23 protein-coding genes and 1 tRNA gene are annotated in these 24,161 nt (G+C 65.3%); 16 read left to right on the top strand and 8 right to left on the bottom strand.

Features of this window, described 5'->3' with window-relative positions; translation table 11 throughout:
* Positions 1 to 58 precede the first annotated feature (58 nt).
* The gene (locus DF286_RS09175) at positions 59 to 1,135 is read right to left on the bottom strand and encodes an NAD(P)-dependent alcohol dehydrogenase (RefSeq protein ID WP_109271157.1); all 1,077 of its coding nucleotides are present in this window, start codon (positions 1,133 to 1,135) and stop codon (positions 59 to 61) included.
* Positions 1,136 to 1,214: 79 nt separating this feature from the next.
* Positions 1,215 to 1,415 carry a hypothetical protein gene (locus DF286_RS09170; RefSeq protein ID WP_109271156.1) on the bottom strand — a complete coding sequence of 67 codons (201 nt, stop codon included), beginning with the start codon at positions 1,413 to 1,415 and terminating at the stop codon, positions 1,215 to 1,217.
* A 375-nt stretch (positions 1,416 to 1,790) separates the two neighbouring features.
* Here DF286_RS09170 and DF286_RS15410 point away from each other — a divergent pair, with 375 nt between their 5' ends.
* Positions 1,791 to 2,105, top strand: coding sequence for an Hsp20/alpha crystallin family protein (locus DF286_RS15410; RefSeq protein ID WP_243444780.1), 315 nt, complete (start codon positions 1,791 to 1,793; stop codon positions 2,103 to 2,105).
* 69 nt (positions 2,106 to 2,174) lie between these two features.
* Here DF286_RS15410 and DF286_RS09160 read toward each other — a convergent pair whose 3' ends face one another.
* Positions 2,175 to 2,705 carry a CC0125/CC1285 family lipoprotein gene (locus DF286_RS09160; protein ID WP_146193588.1) on the bottom strand — a complete coding sequence of 177 codons (531 nt, stop codon included), beginning with the start codon at positions 2,703 to 2,705 and terminating at the stop codon, positions 2,175 to 2,177.
* Between the two features lie 336 nt (positions 2,706 to 3,041).
* On the opposite strand from DF286_RS09160, the gene DF286_RS09155 reads away from it, so the two are divergent.
* The 3 genes from DF286_RS09155 to DF286_RS09145 are packed head-to-tail and all read left to right on the top strand — an operon-like array spanning position 3,042 to position 7,348.
* Positions 3,042 to 3,776: an ABC transporter ATP-binding protein gene (locus DF286_RS09155; RefSeq protein ID WP_243444779.1), complete on the top strand. Its 735-nt coding sequence runs from the start codon at positions 3,042 to 3,044 to the stop codon at positions 3,774 to 3,776.
* Positions 3,770 to 6,145 (top strand): ABC transporter permease, encoded by a 2,376-nt coding sequence (locus DF286_RS09150; protein WP_109271152.1) that lies wholly within the window; start codon positions 3,770 to 3,772, stop codon positions 6,143 to 6,145. The genes DF286_RS09155 and DF286_RS09150 overlap by 7 nt, the downstream gene beginning before the upstream one ends.
* Before the next feature lie 3 nt (positions 6,146 to 6,148).
* Positions 6,149 to 7,348: an efflux RND transporter periplasmic adaptor subunit gene (locus DF286_RS09145; protein ID WP_109271151.1), complete on the top strand. Its 1,200-nt coding sequence runs from the start codon at positions 6,149 to 6,151 to the stop codon at positions 7,346 to 7,348.
* Positions 7,349 to 7,362: 14 nt separating this feature from the next.
* Here the strand turns inward: DF286_RS09145 and ppsA are convergent, their stop codons facing one another.
* Positions 7,363 to 9,798 (bottom strand): phosphoenolpyruvate synthase, encoded by a 2,436-nt coding sequence (gene ppsA / locus DF286_RS09140; protein WP_109271150.1) that lies wholly within the window; start codon positions 9,796 to 9,798, stop codon positions 7,363 to 7,365.
* Positions 9,799 to 9,957: 159 nt separating this feature from the next.
* Between ppsA and DF286_RS09135 the strand changes: the two genes are divergently transcribed.
* On the top strand, positions 9,958 to 10,902 hold the full coding sequence (locus DF286_RS09135) for an alpha/beta fold hydrolase (protein ID WP_158274652.1): 945 nt from the start codon (positions 9,958 to 9,960) through the stop codon (positions 10,900 to 10,902).
* Here DF286_RS09135 and DF286_RS09130 read toward each other — a convergent pair.
* Entirely contained in the window at positions 10,899 to 11,861 is a 963-nt protein-coding gene (locus DF286_RS09130) for a PAS domain S-box protein (RefSeq protein ID WP_158274651.1), read from the bottom strand. The genes DF286_RS09135 and DF286_RS09130 overlap by 4 nt on opposite strands.
* Positions 11,862 to 12,150: 289 nt before the next feature.
* Between DF286_RS09130 and DF286_RS09125 the strand changes: the two genes are divergently transcribed.
* Complete coding sequence (locus DF286_RS09125; protein ID WP_109271147.1) at positions 12,151 to 12,960, top strand: universal stress protein; 810 nt, start codon at positions 12,151 to 12,153, stop codon at positions 12,958 to 12,960.
* Between the two features lie 22 nt (positions 12,961 to 12,982).
* Here DF286_RS09125 and DF286_RS09120 read toward each other — a convergent pair whose 3' ends face one another.
* Positions 12,983 to 13,825: a universal stress protein gene (locus DF286_RS09120; protein ID WP_109271146.1), complete on the bottom strand. Its 843-nt coding sequence runs from the start codon at positions 13,823 to 13,825 to the stop codon at positions 12,983 to 12,985.
* A gap of 169 nt (positions 13,826 to 13,994) precedes the next feature.
* Between DF286_RS09120 and DF286_RS09115 the strand changes: the two genes are divergently transcribed.
* Both DF286_RS09115 and DF286_RS09110 read left to right on the top strand, forming a co-directional pair.
* Positions 13,995 to 14,543, top strand: coding sequence for a cytochrome b (locus DF286_RS09115; RefSeq protein WP_109271145.1), 549 nt, complete (start codon positions 13,995 to 13,997; stop codon positions 14,541 to 14,543).
* A gap of 150 nt (positions 14,544 to 14,693) precedes the next feature.
* Complete coding sequence (locus DF286_RS09110) at positions 14,694 to 15,146, top strand: hemerythrin domain-containing protein (protein ID WP_109272111.1); 453 nt, start codon at positions 14,694 to 14,696, stop codon at positions 15,144 to 15,146.
* 28 nt (positions 15,147 to 15,174) lie between these two features.
* Here DF286_RS09110 and DF286_RS09105 read toward each other — a convergent pair.
* Positions 15,175 to 15,261: transfer RNA gene (locus DF286_RS09105), tRNA-Leu, on the bottom strand.
* Positions 15,262 to 15,380: 119 nt separating this feature from the next.
* Here DF286_RS09105 and DF286_RS09100 point away from each other — a divergent pair.
* The 7 genes from DF286_RS09100 (at position 15,381) to DF286_RS09070 (ending at position 21,938) form a co-directional block, all read left to right on the top strand.
* Entirely contained in the window at positions 15,381 to 16,322 is a 942-nt protein-coding gene (locus DF286_RS09100) for a complex I NDUFA9 subunit family protein (protein WP_243444777.1), read from the top strand.
* Between the two features lie 104 nt (positions 16,323 to 16,426).
* Positions 16,427 to 17,230 carry an undecaprenyl-diphosphate phosphatase gene (locus tag DF286_RS09095; RefSeq protein ID WP_109271143.1) on the top strand — a complete coding sequence of 268 codons (804 nt, stop codon included), beginning with the start codon at positions 16,427 to 16,429 and terminating at the stop codon, positions 17,228 to 17,230.
* A 70-nt stretch (positions 17,231 to 17,300) separates the two neighbouring features.
* Positions 17,301 to 17,873: a DUF2059 domain-containing protein gene (locus DF286_RS09090; protein ID WP_109271142.1), complete on the top strand. Its 573-nt coding sequence runs from the start codon at positions 17,301 to 17,303 to the stop codon at positions 17,871 to 17,873.
* 101 nt (positions 17,874 to 17,974) lie between these two features.
* Positions 17,975 to 18,418 (top strand): hypothetical protein, encoded by a 444-nt coding sequence (locus tag DF286_RS09085; RefSeq protein ID WP_109271141.1) that lies wholly within the window; start codon positions 17,975 to 17,977, stop codon positions 18,416 to 18,418.
* A 135-nt stretch (positions 18,419 to 18,553) separates the two neighbouring features.
* On the top strand, positions 18,554 to 19,228 hold the full coding sequence (locus tag DF286_RS09080) for a glutathione S-transferase family protein (protein WP_109271140.1): 675 nt from the start codon (positions 18,554 to 18,556) through the stop codon (positions 19,226 to 19,228).
* 88 nt (positions 19,229 to 19,316) lie between these two features.
* A complete protein-coding gene (gene lysA / locus DF286_RS09075; protein ID WP_109271139.1) occupies positions 19,317 to 20,582 on the top strand; it encodes a diaminopimelate decarboxylase in 1,266 nt (421 codons plus the stop codon).
* A gap of 48 nt (positions 20,583 to 20,630) precedes the next feature.
* Positions 20,631 to 21,938, top strand: a complete 1,308-nt coding sequence (locus DF286_RS09070; protein WP_109272110.1) for a M20/M25/M40 family metallo-hydrolase — start codon at positions 20,631 to 20,633, stop codon at positions 21,936 to 21,938.
* Between the two features lie 84 nt (positions 21,939 to 22,022).
* Here DF286_RS09070 and ubiG read toward each other — a convergent pair whose 3' ends face one another.
* Positions 22,023 to 22,745, bottom strand: a complete 723-nt coding sequence (gene ubiG / locus DF286_RS09065) for a bifunctional 2-polyprenyl-6-hydroxyphenol methylase/3-demethylubiquinol 3-O-methyltransferase UbiG (protein WP_109271138.1) — start codon at positions 22,743 to 22,745, stop codon at positions 22,023 to 22,025.
* 147 nt (positions 22,746 to 22,892) lie between these two features.
* Here ubiG and DF286_RS09060 point away from each other — a divergent pair, with 147 nt between their 5' ends.
* The gene (locus tag DF286_RS09060) at positions 22,893 to 24,134 is read left to right on the top strand and encodes an aspartate kinase (protein ID WP_109271137.1); all 1,242 of its coding nucleotides are present in this window, start codon (positions 22,893 to 22,895) and stop codon (positions 24,132 to 24,134) included.
* Positions 24,135 to 24,161: the final 27 nt, after the last annotated feature.

The following is a 24,161-nucleotide window of genomic DNA, read 5'->3' as shown; positions in this document are numbered from 1 at the left end:
GAATAGAGGGAGCGGCTGGCGAAGCCGTACGCTGAAAGGCCCTCGAGTGGCCAGCTCCTCACGGCGTGATCGCCACCTTGATGACACCGTTGCGCTGATGGGCGAACAGGTCATAAGCGCTTTCGATATCGTCGAGGCCGAAGCGATGCGTGACGAGCGGTGCGGTGTCGATCCGCCCGTTCGCGACGAGGTCCATCAGCCGCCGCATCCGTTCCTTGCCGCCAGGGCAGAGCGTGGTCACGATCTTGTGGTCGCCAAGACCCGCGGCGAAGGCGTCGAGCGGTATCTTGAGATCGGAGGAATAGACGCCAAGCGAAGACAGGGTTCCCCCGGGCCTGAGCACTCGTAACGCCGCTTCGAACGTGGCTTGTGTCCCCAAGGCCTCGATCGCCACGTCTACGCCGCGCCCATCGGTTAGGCGCATTATCTCGGCTACCGGATCGACGGCCGCGAAGTCGATGACCTCATTGGCGCCCATCTCGCGCGAGAGTGCCTGACGCTCGGCAACATGCTCCACGGCGAAAATCCTTGCGGCTCCCATGAGCCGAGCCCCGGCGGTCGCGCACAGGCCGATGGGTCCCTGCGCGAACACCGCGACGGTGTCGCCGAGCCGGACATGGCCCGACTCCGCACCGCCGAAGCCGGTCGAAAGGATGTCGGGACACATCAGGACCTGCTCATCGGTGAGCCCCTCTGGGATCAGGGCGAGATTGGCCATGGCGTCGGGCACGAGAAGATATTCCGCCTGGGCGCCATCGATGCTGTTTCCAAAGCGCCATCCTCCAATCGCTTTCCAGCCATGCCTGGTCCCGGCGCCGCATTGCGCCCAGCAGCCCGAGAGCGACGCGTTGGATTGCCCGGAAGGTGTGATGGCGCCAGCAATCACGCGCTGTCCCTCGGTGAAACCCTGCACGGCGGAGCCCAGTTTCTCGATCACGCCCACAGGCTCATGGCCAACGGTCCGGCCGCGATCGACGGGATATTCCCCTTTCAGGATATGGACGTCAGTGCCGCAGATCGTCGTGGTCGTTATCCGGATGAGCGCGTCCAGCGGCCCTATGTCCGGAATCGGCTTTTCGCCGAGGACTATCCGTCCCGGCTCAATGAAGATCGCGGCCTTCATCTTGGTCGCCATGCTTGCTGCTCCTCTCCAACCGGGCCGAGGAGAGGTGATGCACGCCTTGGCGCGGGCGGTCGCTACGCAATGGTCCTTACTAGAGATCCGTGGCGCTTTCGCCGATCCCTGGAGCCTGAATCGAGGCCTCCTCCCCGCTGTCGCCGTCACCGCAGCGGGCCAGTTTGGAGCGTTCCTCCGCAAGCAGCTGCCTGAGGACCCGCTTCTGGGCGGGATTGGAGGAACGACTCAGCCGACGCTCAAAGTTCTGGATATTCAGCCTGGTCAGCCAGGGATCCATCTTTCCTCTCCGGATAGGCCTGACTCCGGATGAGGACGAGAATTACCACAGCCTGGGAGCCAAGTCCCGTTGCACCACACTTGGATAACGCCGTGCGGCGCTCCTACCACGTATGATTTCGTATGATCGAGGTCCTTTGCCAGGCGTATTTTCGGGTTCGGCTATGAACGGGAAGGAGGATCCGACATGCGCCCCGATCAATCGACCACGCCCCGTACCGTGCGACGCGCTTTGCCGGCGTTCACGGAGCAACTGTTCGAACCCTTTGGCAGGCTGAGGTCCGAGCTAGACCGGCTTTTTGACGAGGTCCCAAGCCGCATGCCCGCCCTTCAATTCGGGCGGACAGGGCCCACGGCGCCAGTCCCTGCCCTCGAGATGACGGAGTCCGACGAGGCCTATAAGCTTACTGCCGAGCTTCCGGGCATAGACGCCGCCAATGTCGAGGTGACGGTCGCCGAGGGCGTCCTGACCATCACTGGCGAGAAAAAGGAAGAGAGGGAGGAAAAGGAGAAAAATTATTATTTCTCCGAACGCAGCTACGGCTCATTCCAGCGCAGTCTCCAACTTCCAGGCGACGCGGCGGCGGACAAGATCACCGCCAGGAGCAAGGATGGCGTGCTGACCATCACCTTGCCCAAGGATGAGAAGGCGAACGCCCGCAAGCGGCGCATAGAGATCGACGCCAAATAGTCGCCGGTTGAGCGGTCGAGGGGGCGTCGCAACCACGGCGACGCCCTTTTTGCGAGTCGTCAGGGCGCCTCAGCCGGTGAAGGCGGGGTCACTCAGCAGGCGACGCGCGTCGAAAGCCGCCCTGGCTTCCACTGGTGCAGCGCCGCGACCCATCACGATTTCCGCCTGAGCCTCATCCCGCCGGTTCCTCGTCGATGAGTCTTTAGGCCACCAGGCCGGGTCCCCTGGAACATCACCAAGTCTGAGACCATGGCGATAGAGGCGCCAATAGGATTTCCACGAAGCGTAGCCGGGGCTGTAGCGGAGCCGATAGCTACCGTCGGGAGCCGCATAGACGTAGACGTCTTGCTCCACCGAACGCGCGACGATCTGGAACCAGTCGAAGCCCTCCTGGAGGGTAAGCTCCGCGCAGCGCCGTAGCAGGAAATGTTCGAGCGTCCTCGTGGGCGTCGCCGGCGCGCCTGAGAACGTCACCCTGAAGCGGCCCGTGGCCACCTCTTCTTCATAATATCCGCCAGCGGGGCGCTGACCGCCTATATCAGCCTGATAGGGCGTGGACTGGCCCGCACATGCCACCAGGGTCGCTACGAGGGTCAGCATGAGAAGCGGGCGTCCAGGATGACGCGGTCGCTGAGTGTCCATCCGCTCACTCCCTCAGTTTGTCCTCCCTATCCCCCCGCGAGCTAGATCCTTTCGATAGGTATGAATCCCTAGCCAGGGCTGGGACGAGCAGGAGGTGCTGGAGCGGCTACGGAATAATCCTGATTCAGCTCCGGTGGCGCTCCAGTCATCAAGACGGGGAGGCTCGCTTGATGCGCAGTCTCGGAGACGATCGATGACTGTATCAAACAGGTGCGAGGGCGAAGCGAAACCAATCTGGCGCGAAATGCTGGGCGAGGTGGCGAGCCCGGCCGCCCACGGCCTCGGATGATCCAAGTGGGCGAACGTCCGGCTCCCTTGGCGGACGTGCCGCCGCTCTATCGGCTCGAAGGACTGAGCAAGGTCTACGGCGTCGCGAGTAGCGCGGTTCATGCATTGCGTGGGGTCGACCTGGTCATCGCAGGAGGCGAGCTGATCGTCCTGCTCGGCCCGTCCGGGTCCGGAAAATCCACATTGCTCAACATCATCGGCGGGCTCGACCGGGCGAGCGGCGGCCATGCCTGGTTCGGTAACGTCGACCTCACGGAATGCGATGACGATGAGCTCACCGAATATCGCCGGCGCCATGTCGGCTTCGTCTTCCAGTTCTACAACCTGATCGCGTCGCTGACGGCGCGCGAGAATGTTTCGCTCATCACCGAGATCAGCGAGGATCCGATGGATCCGGCCGAGGCTCTGACGCTGGTCGGTCTCGAACAACGCCTCGACCATTTCCCTGCGCAACTATCGGGAGGCGAGCAGCAAAGGGTGGCGATCGCCCGGGCGATTGCGAAGCGGCCTGACGTTCTGCTTTGCGACGAGCCCACCGGCGCGCTCGACAGCGAGACGGGAACGCGCGTGCTCGCCGCCATCGAGACGATCAACCAGGAGCTTTCGACGACAGCGCTCGTCATCACCCATAACGCGGTGATCGCGGGGATGGCGGACGAGGTCATATTGTTCGGCGATGGTCGCATAGCATCCAGCTACCGCAATACGGCCCGGCAATCTCCGCTGGAACTCAAATGGTAGCGCGCCGCTCCCCGCTGGTCGCCAAGCTGTGGCGCGACCTCTGGCGGCTGCGTGCGCAATCCGTCGCCATCGCCCTGGTCATGGCCGCGGGTGTCGGAATGGTGGTGATGTCGTTCGGCATGATCCGCTCGTTGGAGGCAACGCGGGAAGCCTATTATGGACGCTACCGCCTCGCCAATGTCTGGGCGCCGCTTAAGCGTGCCCCGGAAAGCGTGATTGTCCAGGTCCGGGCGCTGCCGGGCATCGCCGACGCCGAAAGCCGGATCACCGCGGCGGCGACCCTGGACATAGCGGGCGTCGACGAGCCGGTGTCGGCCCGCTTCCACTCGATCCCGCCGGGCGGACAACCTCGCATTAATGCGCTGGTGCTCCGCTCCGGACGCTGGCCCGATCCGCGCCGGCCGAACGAGGTACTGCTCGGCGAAAGCTTCGCCGAGGCCAGAGGCCTCAGGTCCGGAGATACCCTTCAGGCACTTCTCTACGGGAAGCGGACCGAGCTGCGCATCAGCGGGACAGTGCTCTCTCCCGAATATGTCTACTCGGTCGCGCCTGGGCAGCTCTTTCCCGACAACCGCCGTTTCGGGACCTTGTGGATGAACCGCGAACCCTTGGGCGCCGCACTCAACCTGGATGAAGCCTTCAACGAAGTCACGGTCAGGCTGCAGCCAGCGGCCGACGAGGCGGAGGTGATCCGGCGGCTGGACATCATCCTCGCTCGCTATGGGGGCGTCACCGCCTATGGGCGTGACGAGCAGATTTCGGACCGTTTTCTCACCAACGAGATCAGCCAGCTGAGAACGACGGTGGAAGTGCTGCCGCCCATCTTCCTGGTTGTCGCCGCGTTCCTCCTGAACATCGTGCTGGCCCGCCTGGTCGAAACCGAACGCGAGGTGATCGGCCTCCTGAAGGCCTTTGGCTATCGCGACCGCGACATCTTCATCCACTATGGCGAGCTTGCCCTGTTGATGTCGATGGGCGGGTCAATCCTGGGCTGCGTCCTCGGGGCGTGGCTGGGCCGCGGGCTGGCGGCCTTGTACCAGGATTTCTACGTCTTCCCCTTCCTGCGTTTCGGCGCTGGCTTTGACATCTATCTGATCGCCGTCGGAGCGGCTCTGGGAGCCGTGCTGATCGGAGCGGCGGGCGCCGTCCGCCGGGCCGCCGCGCTCACTCCCGCGGAGGCGATGCGCCCCCCCGCCCCCGCCGACTTCTCGGGACGCGTCACGCGCGCGCGCTCAGCGCTTCACGGACTGGACGAGCCGACGCGGATGATCCTGCGCGGCCTTGCACGCCGGCCGCTGCGATCGATGCTGTCGGTGATCGGCCTCGCCGCCTCACTGTCCCTCTATATCGCCTCCGCCTCGGCCACGGACAATGTCGAGCGGATGATAGAGCTCAGCTTCGGCCGCGCGCAGCGCGAAAACCTCGCGGTCACTTTCGCCGAACCCCGGCACCGGCGCGCTTTGTCGGAGCTGGCGAGCCTACCCGGGGTGGTGCGTGTGGAGCCTTATCGAAGCGTCTCCGCCACTCTTCGCGCCGGACCGCGTTCCGAGCGGCAGGCATTGCTGGGCCTGGACCGGGGCGCGGACCTCGCCCGCCTCGTCGATCTTGAGGGCCGGGTCGTGCCGCCGCCTCCCAGCGGCGCCGTGCTGAGTGAACGCCTTGCCCGCGATCTTGAGGTTGGAGCGGGCGACAGGATCGAGGCAAGGCCGGCCGAGGGGCACCGCCGGACGCTCGATCTTACGGTTCAAGCGGTGGTGAAGAGTCCCACTGGCGCGGGACTCGTCATGAGCCGAGCCGCGCTCAATCGCCACTTGCGGGAGGGGGAAATTGTCTCCGGAGCCTATATGGCGGTCGACCGCAAACACCTACCCGACATCTACCGGCGGCTGAAGGAGACCCCGCTGATCGCGGGAGTGTCCGTCCAATCCGCAGTGGTTCAGGGAGTGCGCGATACGATCGCCAGCAACATGGGCATCGTCACGCTCTTCAACACGGGCTTCGCGGCGGCGATCGTGCTGGGGGTCGTCTACAACAGCGCCAGGATCAGCCTCTCCGAGCGCGCACGCGACCTTGCGTCGCTGAGAGTGCTGGGCTTCCGGCGCCGGGAGGTCGCCTATGTCCTCCTCGGCGAGCAGGCTCTTCTGCTTCTCCTCTCCCTGCCGCTCGGCCTGATCTTGGGCGTGCTGCTGTCGCGCTACATGACAGAGCAGTTCAGCGGGGATCTCTTCACGATTCCCGTCGTGACCAACCCGGCCACCCTCGCCGAAGGCGTCCTAGTGGTCGGCGCGGCGGCGGCCGGGACCTGGGCGCTGGTGAAGCAACGCGTCGATCGCCTGGATCTCGTCCGCGCGCTCAAGACGCGGGAATAGACGATGGCCGCGCGACTTATCACTGGCCCACGGATTATCGGTGGCCTCTTGCTCCTCGCGCTCGCCATCGCGGTCTATTTCGCCGTGCGGCAGGCGCCAGTTCCGGTCGAGGTCGGTGAGGTGAGCCGCGGACCGCTGCTCATCTCGGTGGAGGACGAAGGAGAAACCAGGGTCGCCAATCTCTATATCGTCTCTGCCCCCATGACGGGTCAGCTCCGGCGGGTGCCGCTCAAACCGGGGGATCCGGTGATTGCCGGCCGGACCGTGTTGGCACGCATCCAGCCTATCCAGCCGGAGCCGCTTTCCTCCAGGCGCTATGCCGAGACGTTGGCGACAATCCGGGCCCTCACCTCGCAGCAGGCGGCGATCGGAGCGCGAGCGGACGAAGCTCGGGCGAGGCGCGACCTGGCGGAACGCGAACTCGAGCGCGCCGAAACGCTGTTCAGACGCGGATTCGTCTCCAAGGCCGCCCTCGAGCGGGCCCGGGCGGAGCGCGATCGGGCTCTCGCATCCTTTTCTGAAGTGCGCGAGGCCGCCGAGGCAGCGCGCTTCGACCGGGAGGCGGCCGAGGCACAGCTGATCACGCGAGGGCAGGGTCTTGGATCCACCGATGTCGTCGCGCCGGTCAACGGGCGCATCATGACGGTCCCGCAGGAGAGCGAGCGGGTGGTGATCGCGGGCACGCCGCTCGTCGAGATCGGAGACCCCGCACGTCTCGAGATCGTCACCGATCTTCCTTCCGCCGACGCGGTGCGGATCAGGCCTGGAGCGCCGGTGGAGATCGACGCCTGGGGCGGTGATCGCCTGCTCCGCGGACAGGTGCGCCTGATCGAGCCCTACGGCTTCAGGAAGATCTCCGCGCTCGGCGTCGAGGAACAGCGCGTCAATGTCATCATCGCCTTGTCCGAGCCCCGCGATGCGTGGGAACGGCTCGGCCACGGCTATCGCGTGATCGTCCGCATCGCGGTGTCGTCCAAGCCCGCCGTGCTGCGCGTGCCGGTGAGCGCCCTCTTTCGCCAAGGCGAAGGCTGGTCGTGCTTCGCGATCGATGCCGACGGACGGGCGCAGCTCATGCCGCTGACGGTCGTGGCGATGAACGACGAGATGGCTGAAGTCCGTAACATCGACCCCGGTCTTCGCGTCATCCTCCATCCCAGCGACCGCGTCCGGGACGGGGTGAGGGTGAAGGAGCAATCCTACTGAACTGGCCGGCCCGATCACTCCACCGATAGAAGCCTCTTCTCCTTCGCGGGAGATGCGCTGTCGACAGTCGGTGTTTCCTCGCGAATTGCGGCCTCGGCCCGCGCCACGAGACCGAGCGTCTTCACGAAGCTGTCCGGGTTGAGCGACATCGAATCGATGCCGGCCCCCACCAGAAACGGCGCGTATTCCGGGTGGTCGCTGGGGGCCTGGCCGCAAATGCCGACCTTGATGCCGGAGCGGTGCGCCGTCTCGATCGCCTGCTCGATCAACCGCTTCACCGCCTCGTCCCGCTCGTCGAACAGGCTGGCCAGTTCGGCGGCATCGCGGTCGACCCCGAGAATGAGCTGCGTCAGGTCGTTCGAGCCGATGGAGAAGCCATCGAAGCGCGCCGCGAACGCGTCGGCCAGGATGACGTTCGAAGGTATCTCGCACATCATGTAGATCTGGAGTCGGGCCTCGCCGCGACGTAGGCCGTTCCCGGCCATGGCAGCCAGCACTTTGTCCGCCTCGGCTGGGGTGCGGCAGAACGGCACCATCACGATCACATTGGTGAAGCCCATCTCTTCGCGAACGCGCTTCAAGGCCCGGCATTCAAGCGCGAAGCCATCGCAATAGCGCTCACTGTAATAGCGCGAGGCACCGCGAAAGCCGAGCATCGGATTCTCCTCGACCGTCTCGAAGCAATGGCCTCCTATCAGGCTCGCATATTCATTGGTCTTGAAGTCGCTGAGGCGGACGATCGCCGGATGAGGGTGATAGAGCGCAGCCAGCCGGGCGATTCCCATTGAGAGGGTGTCGACAAAATAATCGGCCGGATCGCCTCCATTCGCCAGCCTGCGGACCTGCCTTGCCGCCTTAGGGTCGAGCCGCTCGGGATGGGCGGCCGCCATTGGATGCATCTTAATCCCGCTGCTGATGATGAACTCCATCCGGGCAAGCCCCACCCCCCTGGCCGGCAGGGGCCACCAGCGAAAGGCCGCCGCCGGATCGGCGAGGTTCACCATCAAGGCGGTGCGTGTTTCCGGCAGATCGCCGGTTTCGATCGTCTCGCGCGTGAAGGCGAGCTTGCCGTCATAGACGGTTCCCTTCTCGCCCTCCGCGCAGGAAAGCGTGATTGGCTGGCCTTCCCTCAGGACCGACGTGGCATCACTGGTGCCGATTACCGCCGGGACACCCAGCTCGCGGCTGACGATCGCAGCGTGGCTGGTGCTCCCGCCATGATCGGTGACGATGCCGGCGGCCCGCTTCATGATCGGCACCCAGTCGGGATTGGTGACGTCCGTGACGAGGACGGCGCCATCCCGGAACTTGTGGATGTCCTTGGGCGAACGAATTACGCAGGTCTCTCCGACAGCGATGGCGGTGCCTATGGCTGTTCCTCGCAGGAGCACCGGGCCTTTTGACTTGAGGCGATAAAGCTCGAAGCTGCCCGGCTTTCGCGACGAGTGAACCGTCTCCGGCCGCGCCTGCAGAATGTAGAGCAGCCCCGTCTCTCCATCCTTGGCCCATTCGATATCCATCGGCCGGCCGTAATGAGCCTCGATCAACACGCCCCAACGCCCCAGCTCCAATATCTCGGCATCGTTGAGGACATTGGCCTTGCGTTGTCGGATGGCTGTCGGCACGACCTGGGTGCGCTCATCCGGATGGCGCGCGAGGATCATCCGTTTCGCCTTTGCGCCCAGGCTTTTCTCGATGAGAGGGCTGCAGCCGCCCTCCCCGAGGAGAGGCTTGAACAGAACGTATCGATCCGGATCGACGAGCCCCTGCACCACCGTCTCGCCCAGCCCCCAGGCGGCGCTGATCACCACCACATTGGGGAAGCCCGTTTCGGTGTCGAGCGTGAACATGACGCCGGACCCGGCGAGGTCCGCCCGGACCATGTGCTGAACTCCGACCGACAGCGAGACGTCCAGATGCCCGAAACCCTTGAGTTCGCGATAGCTGATCGCCCGGTCGGTGAAGAGCGAGGCATAACAGCGGCGGCAGGCATCCAGCAGGGCGGGCTTGCCGCGGACGTTGAGGAAGGTTTCCTGCTGCCCGGCAAAGCTGGCGTCGCCCAGATCCTCCGCCGTGGCGCTGCTGCGGACCGCTACCGCCGGCTCGTCGACCCCCAGCTCAGCGGCGAGGCGATCATAGGCGGATTCCAGGCTGCGCGTCATGGCGGGCGAAAATGTGCCGCCGAGGATCAGCGAACGGATCGACCGCCCAGCTTCCCTCAGCGCGATTTCACCGTCCTTCAACCGCGTGAGAATGCCCTGCATCGGTTGTTCGAGGCGATTAAGCTCGATGAAGCGCCGATAGGCGCCAGCCGTGGTCGCGAATCCGCCCGGGACGCGAATGCCCTTGTTCGTCAGAGCCCGGGTCATTTCACCCAGAGAGGCGTTCTTGCCGCCCACCCGGGCGACATCGCCGATGCCGATCTCATTGAACCAGATAACGTCCTGCATGGAACCAGCTCCTCGTTGAAGCCGGCAGCTTGGGCCGGTGCAGGCCGCAAGTCTGTGCGGGAAGATACGTAGAGAAGGGGAATAGGTGCATTCCCTTATGGTGCCTTCCGGCGCTCGCGAGCAGCCTCCTCATCTTGGCGGCGAAGGAGAGGGATGGCCGTGCGGAAGCCTGTTCAGGCATTGGCGATGGCGGCGGCCGCCGCGTCGGCGCTGACATATGTCCGGTATCGCCGAGACATCGCCGACATTCGGGCCGCGGCCCTGCGCGGGGGAACGATCGCAGCGACCGCGGCGGGCCCCGTCGAATATGCCGAGGCGGGGCAAGGCGCGCCCTTGCTTCTCATCCATGGCGCTGGAGGCGGCTACGACCAGGGATTGCTCATCGGCCGCATGTTCGGCGAAGGCTATCACATCATCGCTCCGTCGCGCTTCGGCTATTTGAGGACCCCCGCTCCCGAAGATGCGTCGCTTGTGGCGCAGGCCGAGGCACATGCGGCGCTTCTCGACCACCTCGCGATCGGCGAGGCTATCGTGGTCGGAGTGTCGGCCGGCGCGCCTAGTGCCATAGAGCTCGCGCTCCGGCATCCTGACCGCGTATCGGCACTGATCCTTCTGGTGCCACGCACCTACGATCCAAGCCAGTCGGTCGGGGTGGACGACAGCGCGTCCAGCCAGGTTGTGCTGCGACTGATCGAGGCCTCGTCGGACTTTCTCTTCTGGCTTGGCACCAAGGTGGCGCGCGGCTCGGTTATTCGCTTCCTCGGTGTTCGGCCGGAGCTGGAGGCAAGCGCCTCCGACGCGGAGCGCGCTCGGGTCACCGAGGTGATGCGGAGCATTCTGCCGCTTTCCGAGCGCGTCGGCGGCCTTGCCCTGGACAGCCGACTGGAGCTTTCGGCCTGGCCTCTCGAGGAGATGCGGGTTCCGGTCCTGATCGTCTCGGCGAAGGACGATCTGTTCAAGACGCTGCCGGGCGCGCGCTTCACTGCCGAACACATACCGGACGCCGAGATGAGAATACTCGAAAGCGGCGGCCATCTCATGGTCGGCCAAGGCGCGCAGGTGAAGGCGTGGACAGAGGATTTTCTCCGCCGACGCCTGTCCTAGGCCGCGCCTCCAGGAACCCGAAGGCCGCATTCGAAACCGGCCGGGTTATAATGCATCGATGCTTCGCCCCTTTGGGCGGCCAGTGTCCGGCGGATCATCTCGGTGCCGAAGCCGGCCTTAACCGGGGGGCGCACGGGCGGACCTTCGCGCTCTCTCCAGTGGATTGCGACCTGGCCATCCGGGGCCAGAGACCAATCTACTTCGACACGGCCGCCCGCGCAGGACAGGGCCCCATATTTGGCGGCGTTCGTCGCCAGCTCATGCATCACCAGCCCCAACGCGATAGCGATCTTGGCGCTTACCCGAACTTTGGGGCCCTCGAGAATGATGGGTGTACGGGGGGTCCTAAACGGCTCCAGTTCGGCATCGATGAGAGGCCGAAGCTGCGTCTCGCGCCAGGCGCCTGCGATCAGGGCGTCATTGGCTCGAGAGATCGCCATTAGGCGCGCCAGGAGCGTGTCCCTGAACCCATCGACGTCGTGGCTGCCGCAGGCGGTCAGTGAAACCAAGGATGTCACGATCGTCATCAGATTGCGGATCCGGTGGGCGAGTTCGCCGGCGATGAGTTGCTGCTCCTCCTCTCTTTGCTTGCGCTCGTTGATGTCCCGGATAACCACGGTGAGGAGACGTCCGCTCGCAAGGTCCTGCCGAGACAGGGTCGCTTCAAGCGGGAACTCTTCGCCGGACTTGCGCCGTCCCACCACGTCCCGCCGGGCGCCCATCAGGCGAGGCTCGGGACGAGCGGACGTGGCGAAACGAGCGGCCGAGAGCTTGTGATCGTCGCGAAAGCGCTGCGGCATCAGCAGCTCGACGGGCTGGCCCACCACTTCCGCCGCCGAATAGCCGAACATCGTCTCCGCCGCCGGGTTGAAGTAGAGGATCGTTCCGTTGCCGTCGGTACTGATGACGCCATCGCCGATCAGGGAAAGGATCGTCTGGACCTCCGGATCGGAGAACAAGGCGGAACTCATGCCCGCAAGGGAACGCGGCGAAGGCACAGGGTCGGAGGTCCGTCTCTGTCTCATCGATTCACCCTCAGATCGACATCAGTCCCCCATCATCATGCGTACAGCGGCACCTCTTCGGCTTGGATACGTGAATCTCCCAAGGCTGGAGGGGGCCCGGCCGGAAGCTCATCAGACGATCCTGACCGAGCCGGGCGCAAGCTGCCGTACGTAGAGCTACTTATTTCCTCGCGAGCGGCCCGGCGGCCATTGTCGAGTGACTCGGCAACCCGGAGGGCAAGCAATGCAGTCGATCCTGCTCCACATTTACGACGATGCGGGCCTCGAAAGCAGGCTGCAGGCGGCGTTGGACCTCGCCCGCGCCTTCGAAGGGCACATCACCTGCCTGCACGCCACGCCGCTCGAGGATTATCTTGCCGTCGATCCGCTGATCGCCGCCGCGCTTCCAGAAGAATTCTCCGACAAGATGCGCGATTTGCGCCTGGCCCTCCAGAGGCGGGTCGAGGAGCGTCTACAGCGCGAAGGGGCACGCTGGGATTGGGTCCACGTCGACGATCTGATCTCAACCGCGCTCATCGACTGGTCGGTGCTGAGCGACGTGCTCGTGCTGAGCCTGGCCGGCCCCGCATTGCTGAGGGACGAGCCCCGTCCGCTTGCAGCCAAGGTATCCACCCGCGCACCGGCGCCGGTCCTCGCCGTCCCCTCCGGCCTAGAGCAGCTGACGTTCGATCGTCCCGCGGTCGTCGCCTGGAATGGATCACCCGAAGCGGCTGTCGCGCTGAAGGGAGCCCTGCCGCTGCTCCGGTTGGTCCCCGAAGTGAAGCTGCTCGAGGTCGAAGAGCGCGCGTCTCGCTATCCGCGCGATCGGGCCGCCCGCTATCTCGCCCGGCACGGCATCGAGCCGGAGATCATGCAGCACCCCCCGGTCGACGGCGACATAGCCGAGGCGATCAGGCGCGCCACCATCGCGCTCAACGCCGGGTTGATCGTCATGGGCGCCTATGGGCATTCGCGCTTGCGGCAATGGCTGCTCGGCGGCGTCACACGGTCGCTGATCCAGGATGCGCCGGTTCCGCTGCTCCTCGGCCACTGATGGTTCGCCAGCCAGACGTTGATTAGCCGGGTAATGCTGGCCGTCCCGGCACGACAAGGATATCGCTAGGGCAGCCCAGCAGGACCGCCTCGGCGACGCTCGCCTGAAATAGTCTTGCCAGACCCTGCCGCCCATGCGTTCCGATCACCACGAGATCGGGCTTCGCTTTGTCCCACTCCCGCATGAGCACCGACATGACCTCGCCCTCTTCGACGATGCTGTGGATCTGAGGCCGGACGTCCTCCATCGCGGGGATGCTGGCGATCACCTGGTCGATTTTCGCCGTCTGGTCCGCCCGCACATCTTCCAGGATGTCGCCATAGCCGAACAGGCTCTTGGTGGCCGAGCCATAGGCGTGGACGACATAGAGCTCGTGCATGGAAGCGATGCCGCAGGCAAGGCGAAGCACTTCTTCGGCGCGCCCCTCCTCCGCCGCAGCCATGACCCGCGCATATCGGCGATGGTAGTCGTTTTGGACGACCAGCACCGGCTGCTCGGCTTCGCTCGACACGCGCGAGGCCGTGGTCCCGAAAACGACGTCGCGGAAATGAGGTTCGCCATGCGCGCCCAGGATGATGAGGTCCGGCTTCAACCGCCGCGCCTCTGCCAGGATGACGGCGGCCCCCTCTCCCTTCGTCACGTGCACCGACAATTCCAGTTCGACCAGAGGCGGCGCTTCCGCGAGGGTTTCGGCTTCGTCGTGCAGCCGTCGCCTTATCTCCGAGACCTCCTCGATCTCGCAATCCGATGCCGCCGCGTGCAGGATGTGCAGGTCGGCACCAGACTGACGCGCGAGCCTGCATGCCCGCCCCAACGCATTGTAAGCTTCACTGCTGAGATCCGTGGCGACCAGAATGCATTGCATTGCACCTTCCTTCCCAAGTCAGAGGCTATCTCTCCGGCCGTTGGTCCTCTATCTCAATAAGGGTGGATACGTAGTCGGATCCGTACCGCCGCGGTCTTACTTCGCGCGAAATGATCTAACTCAATGCGATCTGGCTGTTCGGGACCGATGGTTGCGTTCGGAGAAGTCTATGATTCGAACGGAGCCCACTCACCGCTACAGCATCGTGTCTATAGCGCTTCATTGGCTCATGTTGCTGTTGATCGTAGCTGTTTATGCGGCGATGGAGTTTCGCGAATTCTATCCGAAGGGCAGTGGGCCGCGTGAAGCGCTAAAGATGTGGCATTTCATGCTCGGATTGTCCGTCCTCGGCTTGGTATGGTTGAGGATTGCAGCCAGGCTCTTATGGGCAAAGCCACACTCACCTGCGGACGAACCAGTGTGGCGGCGGATGTTGGCGAGAGCTGTCCACCTCGCTCTTTACCTCTTCATGATCGCAATGCCGTTAGCGGGATGGCTGATCCTCAGCGCCGAAGGGGAAACCGTGCCATTCTTTGGCCTCGAACTCCCGGCGCTTGTCGGCACGGACAAGATCCTTGCGGAGCAGACCGAGCAGCTTCATGAGTTTGGAGGAACGATCGGCTATTGGTTGATAGGCATTCACGCAGCCGCTTCGCTATTCCACCACTATATTCTCAAGGACCATGTGTTTGCGCGAATGATACCGGTCCACTCATGAGCCCCAGGGGGCTCAAGCTCATCGAGGTGTGGTATGATGCTCCACTTGAAGTGGTTGGTTGCAGCCGGGTCGATGGCCGTTCTGCTCGCCGCTTGTGGCCAAGCACCAACCGCGCAGCCGCGACAGACCCCCGCGCGGGAAAGGTCTACAATGATCAATACGCCGCAATCGATAGCTGCGGAGCATCGTGAGCTTCACGAGACACTCGCACGAGCGACGGCAGAGGGCGGCGAGATGGCAGCCGCCGCTCACGAGCTGGAACGTGCTCTCGCGCCCCATTTTGAGCGTGAAGAGCAGATTGCAACGCCGCCACTAGGTCTTCTGCCGGCGCTGGCGCAGGGGGAGGCGACGGCGGAAATGCGAGCGGTGCTTCCGATGACGGACGCGCTTGAGCGTGAAATGCCTCAGATGCTCCGCGAACACGAAGCCATTCGGAACGCCCTGACCCGGTTTCGCGCCACCGCTGAGCGCAACGGACGCGAGGATTATGTGCGCTTCGCCGACAATCTCGCAGCGCATGCTCGTGAGGAGGAGGAGATCCTTTATCCCGCAGCCATTCTGATCGGACGCTACGTGGCGCAAACTGCGCCTCAGCAACAATGAACGCGAGCAAGGACCCGCTTCGTAACAGTGGTGCCCAGGAGAGGACTCGAACCTCCACGCCCTTGCGAGCGCCAGCACCTGAAGCTGGTGCGTCTACCAATTCCGCCACCTGGGCACGGGGACAAGATTCTTAGGTAGGCGGCGCGCTTAGCCAGCCCAGAGCGCGCTTGTCAACGGCTAGCCAAGCGGGCATGGGAGGCGCGGATTTTTCGAGGGTGATTTTCTAGGCTCATGGTGCAGAAACTCGATCGACTGGTAACCCTGTTCGGCGGCGGCGGATTTATCGGCCGTTATGTCGCCCAGGCCCTGTATCGGACGGGCGTCCGCGTGCGGATCGCGCAGCGCGACCCGCGGCAGGCCTTCTTCCTCAAGCCGCTGGGCGGGCTCGGCCAGACCCATTTCGTCGCCTGCGACATCCGCAAGCCGGAGCAGGTCGCCGCCGCCGTCGCGAGCAGCGACGCGGTCGTGAACCTGGTCGGCGTCTTCAAGAACCCCTATGCCGTCAATGTCGACGGCGCCCGCAACATCGCCGAAGCGGCGCGGGAGGCGGGCGTCCACGCCCTCGTCCATTTCTCCGCCATCGGCGCCGATCCCTCGGCCAAGTCCGACTATGGCCGCAGCAAGGGCGAGGGCGAGGATGCCGTGCGCGCCGCCTTCCCCGGCGTCACCGTCGTCCGCCCGTCGATCGTGTTCGGGCAGGAAGATAATTTCGTGAACCGCTTCGCCGCCCTCGCGCGGCTGCTGCCGGTCGTGCCGGTGATCAAGGGCGATACGAAATTCCAGCCGGTCTATGTCGCCGATGTCGGCCGCGCGGTCTCAACCGCGGCGCTCGATCCGCGGACGCATGGCGGCAAAACCTACGAGCTGGGCGGGCCCGAGGTCATGACGATGCGGACGCTGAACCAGCGGATCTGCGAGGCGACCGGGCGCTCGCGGCCTCTTCTCGACGTGCCGGACGCGCTGGCATCGGCGATGGCCGGGCTCTTCGGCTGGCTTCCCGGCGCGCCGATGACCTGGGACCAGTGGCTGATGCTCCAGCACGACAATGTCGTCTCGCCCGGCGCCAAGGGTCTCAACGATCTCGGCGTCGCGCCGACCCCGCTCGCCGCCGTCACCCCGGAATGGCTGACCTCCTACCGCCGCCACGGCCGCTTCGCCGTCAAGTCGCCTTATTGATGAATCCGGCCGCGTGACGGTCGTTCCGGCGGACGCCGGAATCGTGCCGTCTCCGGCCGCACAGAAAGAAAGAGTCCGGCCTTGGCCGGAATGACGAGCCAAGAATGGAAGCTTCCCTCCTCACCATCATCCTGCTCGGCATCGTCGAGGGGCTGACCGAGTTCATTCCGGTCTCCTCGACCGGGCACCTCGTGCTGGCGGGCGAGCTACTGGGCTTCGATTCCGAGGCCTCAGGCACCTTCGAGATCGTCATCCAGCTCGGCGCCATCCTCGCCGTGATCGTTCTTTACTGGCGGCGCTTCTGGGACGTGCTCATCGGCCTTGGCGGCCAGGACCGGGACTCCATCGTCTTCACGCGCAACATTCTCCTCGGCTTCCTTCCGTCCGCTATGATCGGCCTCATGGTCTATGACGCGGTGAAGGCGATGCTCGATGCGCCGATCATCGTCGCCGTCGCGCTGATCGTCGGCGGCGTCGCCATCCTGGTGCTGGAACGCTGGAACCGTCATCCGACGACGCCCAGCGTCGAGGCGATGAGCTGGAAAACCGCGCTCGGCATCGGCGTCATCCAGTGTCTGTCGATGATCCCCGGAGTCAGCCGCTCGGGCGCGACGATCATGGGCGCCATCGGCCTTGGCGTCGAAAGGAAGAGCGCGGCGGAGTTCAGCTTCTTCGTTGCCGTGCCAACCATGCTCGCCGCCTCCGGCTACGACCTCTTCAAGTCCGGCGCGGAGCTGGGCCAGGGCGCCTGGGCCACCATCGCGGTCGGCTTCGTCGTCTCCTTCGTCGTGGCCCTGCTGGTCATCAAATGGTTCATCGGCATCGTTTCGCGCCACGGCTTCGCCCCCTTTGCCTGGTATCGAATCGTCATCGGCGGCGCCGCGCTGGCCTGGCTGCTCGCGCGCTGAGCTTTTGATTGATCCTTAAGGGCTGAGGTGAGACGCTGCCCCGGAACGCCATTCGTTCGGGGGTAGTCCAATGAAATTCGTCAGCGTCCTGCCTGCGCTATGCCTCATCGCCGCGCCCGCTTTGGCCGACGAGGGGTCGAACACATCCTCGCCGCCGGCGGCGACCGCCGGCGATGCGGATACGCTCGCCGCCGCGCTCGCCCTGTTCGATGGCCAGGACGTCGATGGGCAGCTGCTTGCCTCGGCGCTTCACATGGCGAAGGCGTCGATGGAAGCCGACATGGAATCGCTGAAGGCCAAGGGCATCGACATGCCGCAGTCGCTGACGGAACGGCTGAGCGCCTTGATCTACGAGGAAACGAAGCTGATGGTGGAGCAGATGGCGCCGACCTTCCGCCAGGATGCCGCCGCCATTTACGCCCGCTATTTCACGGCCGAGGAACTGAGGGAGCTGAAGCGCCTGCAGGAGCATCCCGTCATGAAGAAGATGGAAGGGCTCGCGCCCTCGCTCATGGCGGAGCTGAGCAAGATCGGCATGCGCGCGGCGGCCGAGCGCATGCCGGAGATCGAGCGCAAGAGCCAGGAACTGGTCGAGCAATGGCTTTCCGACGAGAGCATGGCGGAAGCGGGGCCCAATACCTGATCCCCGTTCAGCAAAGGGACACCGGTCGGCTATAAGAGAGCAACCGAGTCGCTCCGCCGCGCGTTGAGTCGCGCCGCCCTTGTGCTTGAGGAGGTCCCGTCTTGCGTAAACTTCTGATCACCGCCGCCAGCCTCGCCTTCGCCGCGCCCGCTGTCGCCCAGCCCTATCCCTATCCGGAAGCGCCCGGCGAGGAGGTCGTGCGCGAGCTTCCCTCGACGCACGAGGTCGAGGCGATGGGCCATGTCATGGAGCGGATGGTCGGCGCGGTCATGGACATGCCGGTCGGCGGCATCGTCGAGGCGATGGAGCCGGGGCGCTATCATAGCGAAGCCGAGCGCAACCGGACGGTCCGCGACTTTGCGACGCGCGACGATCCCTATGCCGAGGCGCGGATGCGGGGATCGATCGATGCGATTACCGGCCAGATGGGCCTGATGACCGAGCAGCTCGCCGCGCTGATCCCGGTGCTCAGCCGCTCGATGATCGACCTCGAGCGCCGCATGGAAGAGGCGATGCGCCCCTATCATTACCATTGGGACGAATGACATCGGCCGTCATTGCGAGCGTAGCGAAGCAATCCAGGCACGGTAGCTGGATTGCCGCATCGCTCCGCTCCTCGCAATGACGAGACCCTAATAGCCAGTGGACGCCGGCCTTTGCGGCGCTATTAGTCGCTGGCCATGTGGCAGCTCTTCCAATTCCCGCTTTGTCCCTTTTCCCGCAAGGTCCGACTGATGCTGGGCGAGAAGGGCGTCGAGCATGGGCTGGTGCGCGAATCGCCCTGGCTGAAGCGCGACGAGTTCATCGACATGAACCCGGCCGGCCAGACGCCGGTGTTGGTTGAGGACAGCAAGGGCACCGTCCTCATCGATTCCAATGCCATCTGCGAATATTTCGAGGAGACGATCGACCGGGCGCCGATGATCCCCGGCACGGCGGTCAATCGCGCCGAGGTCCGCCGCCTCGTCGCCTGGTTCGACGACCGGCTCTATGGCGAGGTCGTCGGGCCGCTGATCGAGGAGCGGATGAAGAAGCGCCTCATCAGCCGCGACCCGCCCGACACGCGCGTGCTGCGCGAAGCGATGAAGGTCGCCAACAATCATCTCGACTATATCGACTATCTGCTCGACCACCGCCGCTGGCTCGCCGGCCCGGTGCTGAGCCTGGCCGACCTGACCGCCGCCGCCCATCTATCGGTCGCTGACTATCTCGGCGGCATCGACTGGCGCGGGCACAAACAGACGACCGACTGGTATGCGGTGATGAAGTCGCGGCCGAGCTTCCGTTCGTTCCTCGGCGAGCGGATGGAAGTGATCGCGCCGCCCACGCATTACGACAAGGTGGACTTTTTCTGACCTGCTGAGCAGCCCGGAAGGGTGCGATGAATATGGGCCGGTGGGCCGGGATTCCGGATCAAGTCCGGCATGACGAAGTGGGAGCGAGATGGACCATTTCCAGCTCAAGGACAGCATCGTTCATTGCGAGGAGGTCCCGCTCCCGCTGATCGCCGAGGCGGTCGGCACGCCCGTCTACGTCTATTCCTCGGCCACCATGCGCCGCCATGCGCGGGTGTTCCGGGAAGCGCTTGAGCCGCTGTCCGATCCGCTCGTCGCCTATGCCGTCAAGGCCAATCCCAACGCGGCGGTGCTGGCGACGCTCGCGCGGGAGGGCCTCGGCGCCGACGTCGTCTCCAGCGGCGAATATGCCCGCGCCCGCGCGGCCGGCATTGCGGCGGACAAGATCGTTTTCTCGGGCGTCGGCAAGACGGTCGAGGAAATGCGCCTCGCGCTGGAAGGCGGGCTTTGCCAGTTCAACCTGGAATCGCTCGAGGAAGCGCGGATGCTGGCGGAGGTAGCCCATTCGCTCGGAAAGGCCGCACCGGCCGCGTTTCGCATCAACCCCGATGTGGAGGCCGGGAGCCACGCCAAGATCTCGACCGGGGCCGCGCACAACAAGTTCGGCCTGCCGATCGACGACGCGCTCGCGGCCTATCGGCTGGCGCGGACCCTTCCCGGACTCGATGTGCGAGGGGTTGCAGTCCATATCGGCAGCCAGCTCACCAGCCTCGCGCCGCTCGAGCGCGCCTTCGCCAAGATCGGCGAACTGATCCGCGTGCTCCGCGCAGACGGCCACAGAATCGACACCGCCGATCTGGGCGGCGGGCTCGGCGTTCCCTATGATCCCGCCGCCCCGTTGCCACCGAGCCCGGAGGATTATGGCGAGATGGTTCGGCGCTTGACCGACGGTTGGGACGTGCGCCTGATCTTCGAGCCGGGCCGCCTCATCGTCGGCAATGCCGGCGTGCTGCTGACGCGGGTGATCCGGGTGAAGCCCGGGGTGGTCCATCCCTTCATCATCGTCGACGCGGGGATGAACGACCTGATGCGGCCCAGCCTTTACGACGCCTGGCACGCGATTGAGGCGGTCGCGCCTAGGGGCGAGCAATGGGTCGCCAATGTCGTCGGACCGGTGTGCGAGACCGGCGATACCTTCGCCACCGCCCGCAGTATGGACCGGGTGGAGGCGGACGACCTCCTCTTCTTCCGCACCGCCGGCGCCTATGCCGCGACCATGGCGAGCACCTACAATAGCCGGCCGCTCACCCCCGAGGTGCTCGTCGACGGCGACCGGTGGGCGGTCGTCCGGGAGCGCATCGACGTCGAGGCGCTGATCAAGGCCGACAGAATACCGTACTGGATGCAGCCTTGACCCCTTCGTGACGAGCCCGGCATGAAAGGCCCCCAATCGGAGATCGCCATGAAATTCCTCGCGTTCCTGTCCTTCCTGTTCCTCGCCCTCCCCGCCGTCGCCCAGACCGGGCTCAGCGCGGAGGAGCGACAGATCGTCCAGACCGTCGACGCGGAGCGTGAGCGAACCATCGGCCTCCTCGAGCGGATGGTGAACCAGAATAGCGGATCCCTGAACCTCGCCGGCGTCGAAGCGGTCGGCAAGATGGTGCGCTCGGAGCTGGAGCCGCTCGGCTTCGACGTCCAATGGGTAGACATGCGCGAGACCGGCCGCGCCGGCCACATCGTCGCCACTCACAAGGGCGACGGCCAGGGCAAGCGCGTGCTGCTGATCGGTCATCTAGACACGGTGTTCGAGCCGGACTCGTCCTTCCAGGCCTTCACCCGCAAGGGCGACCGCGCCGTCGGCCCCGGCATCGGCGACGACAAGGGCGGGGTCGCCATCATCGTCGCCGCGCTGAGGGCGATGGACAAGGCCGGCACGCTCGGCGAGGCCGATATCAAGGTTGTCCTCACCGGCGACGAGGAGCGCACCGGCTCGCCGATCGAAGTCGCCCGCCGCGATCTCATCGAGGCCGGCCGCTGGGCCGACGTCGCGCTCGAGTTCGAGAATCTCGCGCGAGACGACGCCGGCGTCGAATATGGCACCGTCGCCCGCCGCAGCTCGACCGGCTGGACGCTCACCACCCATGGCCGCACCGGCCATTCGAGCGGCATCTTCCGCGAAGGCGCCGGCTATGGCGCGATCTACGAAATGGCACGCATCCTCGACGCCTTCCGCCGCGAGCTGCCCGAGCCCAACCTCACCTATAATGTCGGCGTCATGGCCGGCGGCACGCCCGCGAGCATCGACGAGCAGGGCTTCCGCGTCACCGCGTCCGGCAAGACCAACATCATCCCCGAGACCGCCATCGCTCGCGGCGACCTGCGCAGCCTCACCCGCGAGCAGGACGCCCGCGTCCGCGCCAAGATGAAGGCGATCGTCGCCCAGCATCTGCCGGAGACCTCGGCCGAGCTGGAGTTCGCCGACCATGGCTACCCGCCGATGGAGCCGGCCGAGGGCAACCGCGCCATCCTCGCCAAGCTGAACGCGGTCAACCGCGATCTCGGCCTGCCGGAGATGCCGGAATATGACCCCGCCCGCCGCGGCGCCGCGGACAGCAGCTTCGTCGCCGCCGACGTCGACGTTCTCGCCGGTCTCGGCGTCGTGGGCGGCAAGGCCCACGCCGAGGGCGAATGGGTGGATCTCGAAAGCCTCGCCCGCCAGGCCAAGCGCGCCGCCATCCTCATGACCCGCTACGCGGGGGAGAAGCGCTGAACGGGTCGCAACTTGAGTTCCCCGGCGGAAGCCGGGGTCCAGAACGGAGTTGGCAACTGGACCCCGGCTTCCGCCGGGGAACGGCTAAGCCCGCCGCGCCGTCACGAAATAGTCGAGCGACTTGTCGTCGGATAGGCTGAAGCCGCGCGTCGCGGACCAGGCCATGCCGGTGACGTCGAGCACCTCCAGCTCCGCCTCCTGCAGCATGGCGCACATCTCGTCGGGGGTCAGGAACTTGTCCCAATCATGCGTGCCTCTGGGGATGCGGCCCGTGCCCTCGCCGATCACGATCATCATCAGCCGCGAGCGCGAGGTGCGGTTCGGCGTCGACAGGATCAGCAGCCCCTCCGGCGCCAGACGATCGGTGAGGCCCGCCACGAAGGCGCGCGGATCGGTGACATGCTCGATCACCTCCATCGAAGTGACGAGATCGAACGCGCCCTCCAGCGTCTCGACGCCGCCGACGCGATAGTCGATCGCCAGCCCCTGCCCTGCCGCATGATGACGCGCCGCGGCGATCGTCTCGGGCGCCGCATCGATCGCGGTCATTTCCGCCCCCAGCCGCGCCAGCGGCTCGGCCAGCAGCCCGGCGCCGCAGCCCACGTCCAACACCTTCCTGCCCGCGAGCGGCCGCCGGTCATGCTCGTCGATCCGCCAATAATGGTCGATCTGGTCGCGGATATAGCCCAGCCGCACCGGATTCATCTGGTGGAGCATGGCCGAGGAACCTTTAGGGTCCCACCATTCGGCCGCGAGCTTGCCGAAATGCGCCGCTTCCCTGGGGTCGATCGTCGTCTTCGCGGCCATTTCACTCTCCGTCATTCCAGCGAAAGCATGTCCTGAGCCCGCCGAAGGGCTGGAATCTCTCTTGCACTTCTGGTCGAAGAAGGAAAAGAGACCCCAGCTCTGGCTGGGGTGACATCCCTGGAGGTTTTTGGGAGATCGACCCGGCGCATGGCCCGCATCGTCATGAAATTCGGCGGCACCTCGATGGCGGGCATCGAGCGCATCCGCCATGTCGCCAATCTCGTGAAGCACGAGTCCGAGGCGGGTCATGAGGTGGCCGTCGTCGTCTCCGCCATGGCCGGCGAGACCGACCGTCTCATCCAATTCTGCCGCGAGGCCTCCTCGCTCTACGATCGGCGCGAATATGACGTAGTCGTCGCCTCGGGCGAGCAGGTGACGAGCGGCCTCCTCGCCATCACCCTCCAGGGCATGGGTCTCAACGCCCGCTCCTATATGGGCTGGCAGCTCCCCGTCCGCACGACCGCGGCTCACAGCGCCGCCCTTATCGAGGCGATCGACGTCGCCGTGCTCGACCGGGTGTTCCAGGGCGGCGGCATCGCCGTGATCCCCGGCTTCCAGGGCGTCGCGGCCGACGGCAGCGTCGCCACTTTGGGCCGCGGCGGCTCCGATACCTCGGCCGTCGCCCTCGCCGCCGCGATGAAGGCGGATCGCTGCGACATCTACACCGACGTCGACGGCGTCTATACGACCGATCCGCGGATCGTGCCCCGCGCCCGCAAGCTCGGCGTCATCACCTATGAGGAAATGCTGGAGCTGGCGTCGGTAGGCGCCAAGGTGCTGCAGACCCGTTCGGTCGGCCTCGCCATGCGCGAGAAAATGCCGCTCCGCGTCCTCTCCTCTTTCGAGGACCGGCCCGGAACGATGGTCGTAAGCGACGAGGAACTCGAAGACATGAACATGGAACGCCAGATCATCACCGGCATCGCCTACGACAAGAACGAGGCGCGGATCAGCCTGCTCGGTCTCTCCGACAAGCCGGGCACGGTCGCCGCGATCTTCGCGCCGCTGGCCGAGGCCAACATCAATGTCGACATGATCGTGCAGAGCGTCGCCCGCCCCGGCGAGAAGCGGGACCTCACCTTCACCGTCCCGACCGCCGCCCTCGCCCAGAGCGTCGACGCGCTCAGCCGGGCGAAGGAGGCGATCGGCTTCGACGAGATCATCACCGACATGAATGTCGTGAAGGTCAGCGCCGTCGGCGTCGGCATGCGCTCCAACGCCGGCATCGCCGCCCGGATGTTCGAGGCGCTGGCCGATCGCGGCATCAACATCCTCGCCATCGCCACCAGCGAGATCAAGGTCTCGGTGCTGATCCCCGAGGAATATACCGAGCTAGCCGTCCGCGTCCTCCACACCGCCTACGGCCTCGATGCGGAGACTGAAGCGTGAATGATGTGAACCAATCGATAGGCCATG

The organism is Sphingosinicella humi, from assembly GCF_003129465.1.
Taxonomy (GTDB): domain Bacteria; phylum Pseudomonadota; class Alphaproteobacteria; order Sphingomonadales; family Sphingomonadaceae; genus Allosphingosinicella; species Allosphingosinicella humi.
This window is presented reverse-complemented; position numbering and strand designations above follow the sequence as displayed.

Coding starts and splice junctions, on each gene's coding strand:
- DF286_RS09070 (WP_109272110.1), top strand. CDS start 20,631: ATGAAATTCCTCGCGTTCCTGTCCTTCCTGTTCCTCGCCCTCCCCGCC.
- DF286_RS09120 (WP_109271146.1), bottom strand. CDS start 13,825: ATGCAATGCATTCTGGTCGCCACGGATCTCAGCAGTGAAGCTTACAAT.
- DF286_RS09080 (WP_109271140.1), top strand. CDS start 18,554: ATGTGGCAGCTCTTCCAATTCCCGCTTTGTCCCTTTTCCCGCAAGGTC.
- DF286_RS09125 (WP_109271147.1), top strand. CDS start 12,151: ATGCAGTCGATCCTGCTCCACATTTACGACGATGCGGGCCTCGAAAGC.
- DF286_RS09090 (WP_109271142.1), top strand. CDS start 17,301: ATGAAATTCGTCAGCGTCCTGCCTGCGCTATGCCTCATCGCCGCGCCC.
- DF286_RS09115 (WP_109271145.1), top strand. CDS start 13,995: ATGATTCGAACGGAGCCCACTCACCGCTACAGCATCGTGTCTATAGCG.
- DF286_RS09160 (WP_146193588.1), bottom strand. CDS start 2,705: ATGCTGACCCTCGTAGCGACCCTGGTGGCATGTGCGGGCCAGTCCACG.
- ppsA (WP_109271150.1), bottom strand. CDS start 9,798: ATGCAGGACGTTATCTGGTTCAATGAGATCGGCATCGGCGATGTCGCC.
- DF286_RS15410 (WP_243444780.1), top strand. CDS start 1,791: ATGACGGAGTCCGACGAGGCCTATAAGCTTACTGCCGAGCTTCCGGGC.
- DF286_RS09170 (WP_109271156.1), bottom strand. CDS start 1,415: ATGGATCCCTGGCTGACCAGGCTGAATATCCAGAACTTTGAGCGTCGG.
- DF286_RS09095 (WP_109271143.1), top strand. CDS start 16,427: ATGGAAGCTTCCCTCCTCACCATCATCCTGCTCGGCATCGTCGAGGGG.
- DF286_RS09150 (WP_109271152.1), top strand. CDS start 3,770: ATGGTAGCGCGCCGCTCCCCGCTGGTCGCCAAGCTGTGGCGCGACCTC.
- ubiG (WP_109271138.1), bottom strand. CDS start 22,745: ATGGCCGCGAAGACGACGATCGACCCCAGGGAAGCGGCGCATTTCGGC.
- lysA (WP_109271139.1), top strand. CDS start 19,317: ATGGACCATTTCCAGCTCAAGGACAGCATCGTTCATTGCGAGGAGGTC.
- DF286_RS09060 (WP_109271137.1), top strand. CDS start 22,893: ATGGCCCGCATCGTCATGAAATTCGGCGGCACCTCGATGGCGGGCATC.
- DF286_RS09110 (WP_109272111.1), top strand. CDS start 14,694: ATGATCAATACGCCGCAATCGATAGCTGCGGAGCATCGTGAGCTTCAC.
- DF286_RS09145 (WP_109271151.1), top strand. CDS start 6,149: ATGGCCGCGCGACTTATCACTGGCCCACGGATTATCGGTGGCCTCTTG.
- DF286_RS09175 (WP_109271157.1), bottom strand. CDS start 1,135: ATGGCGACCAAGATGAAGGCCGCGATCTTCATTGAGCCGGGACGGATA.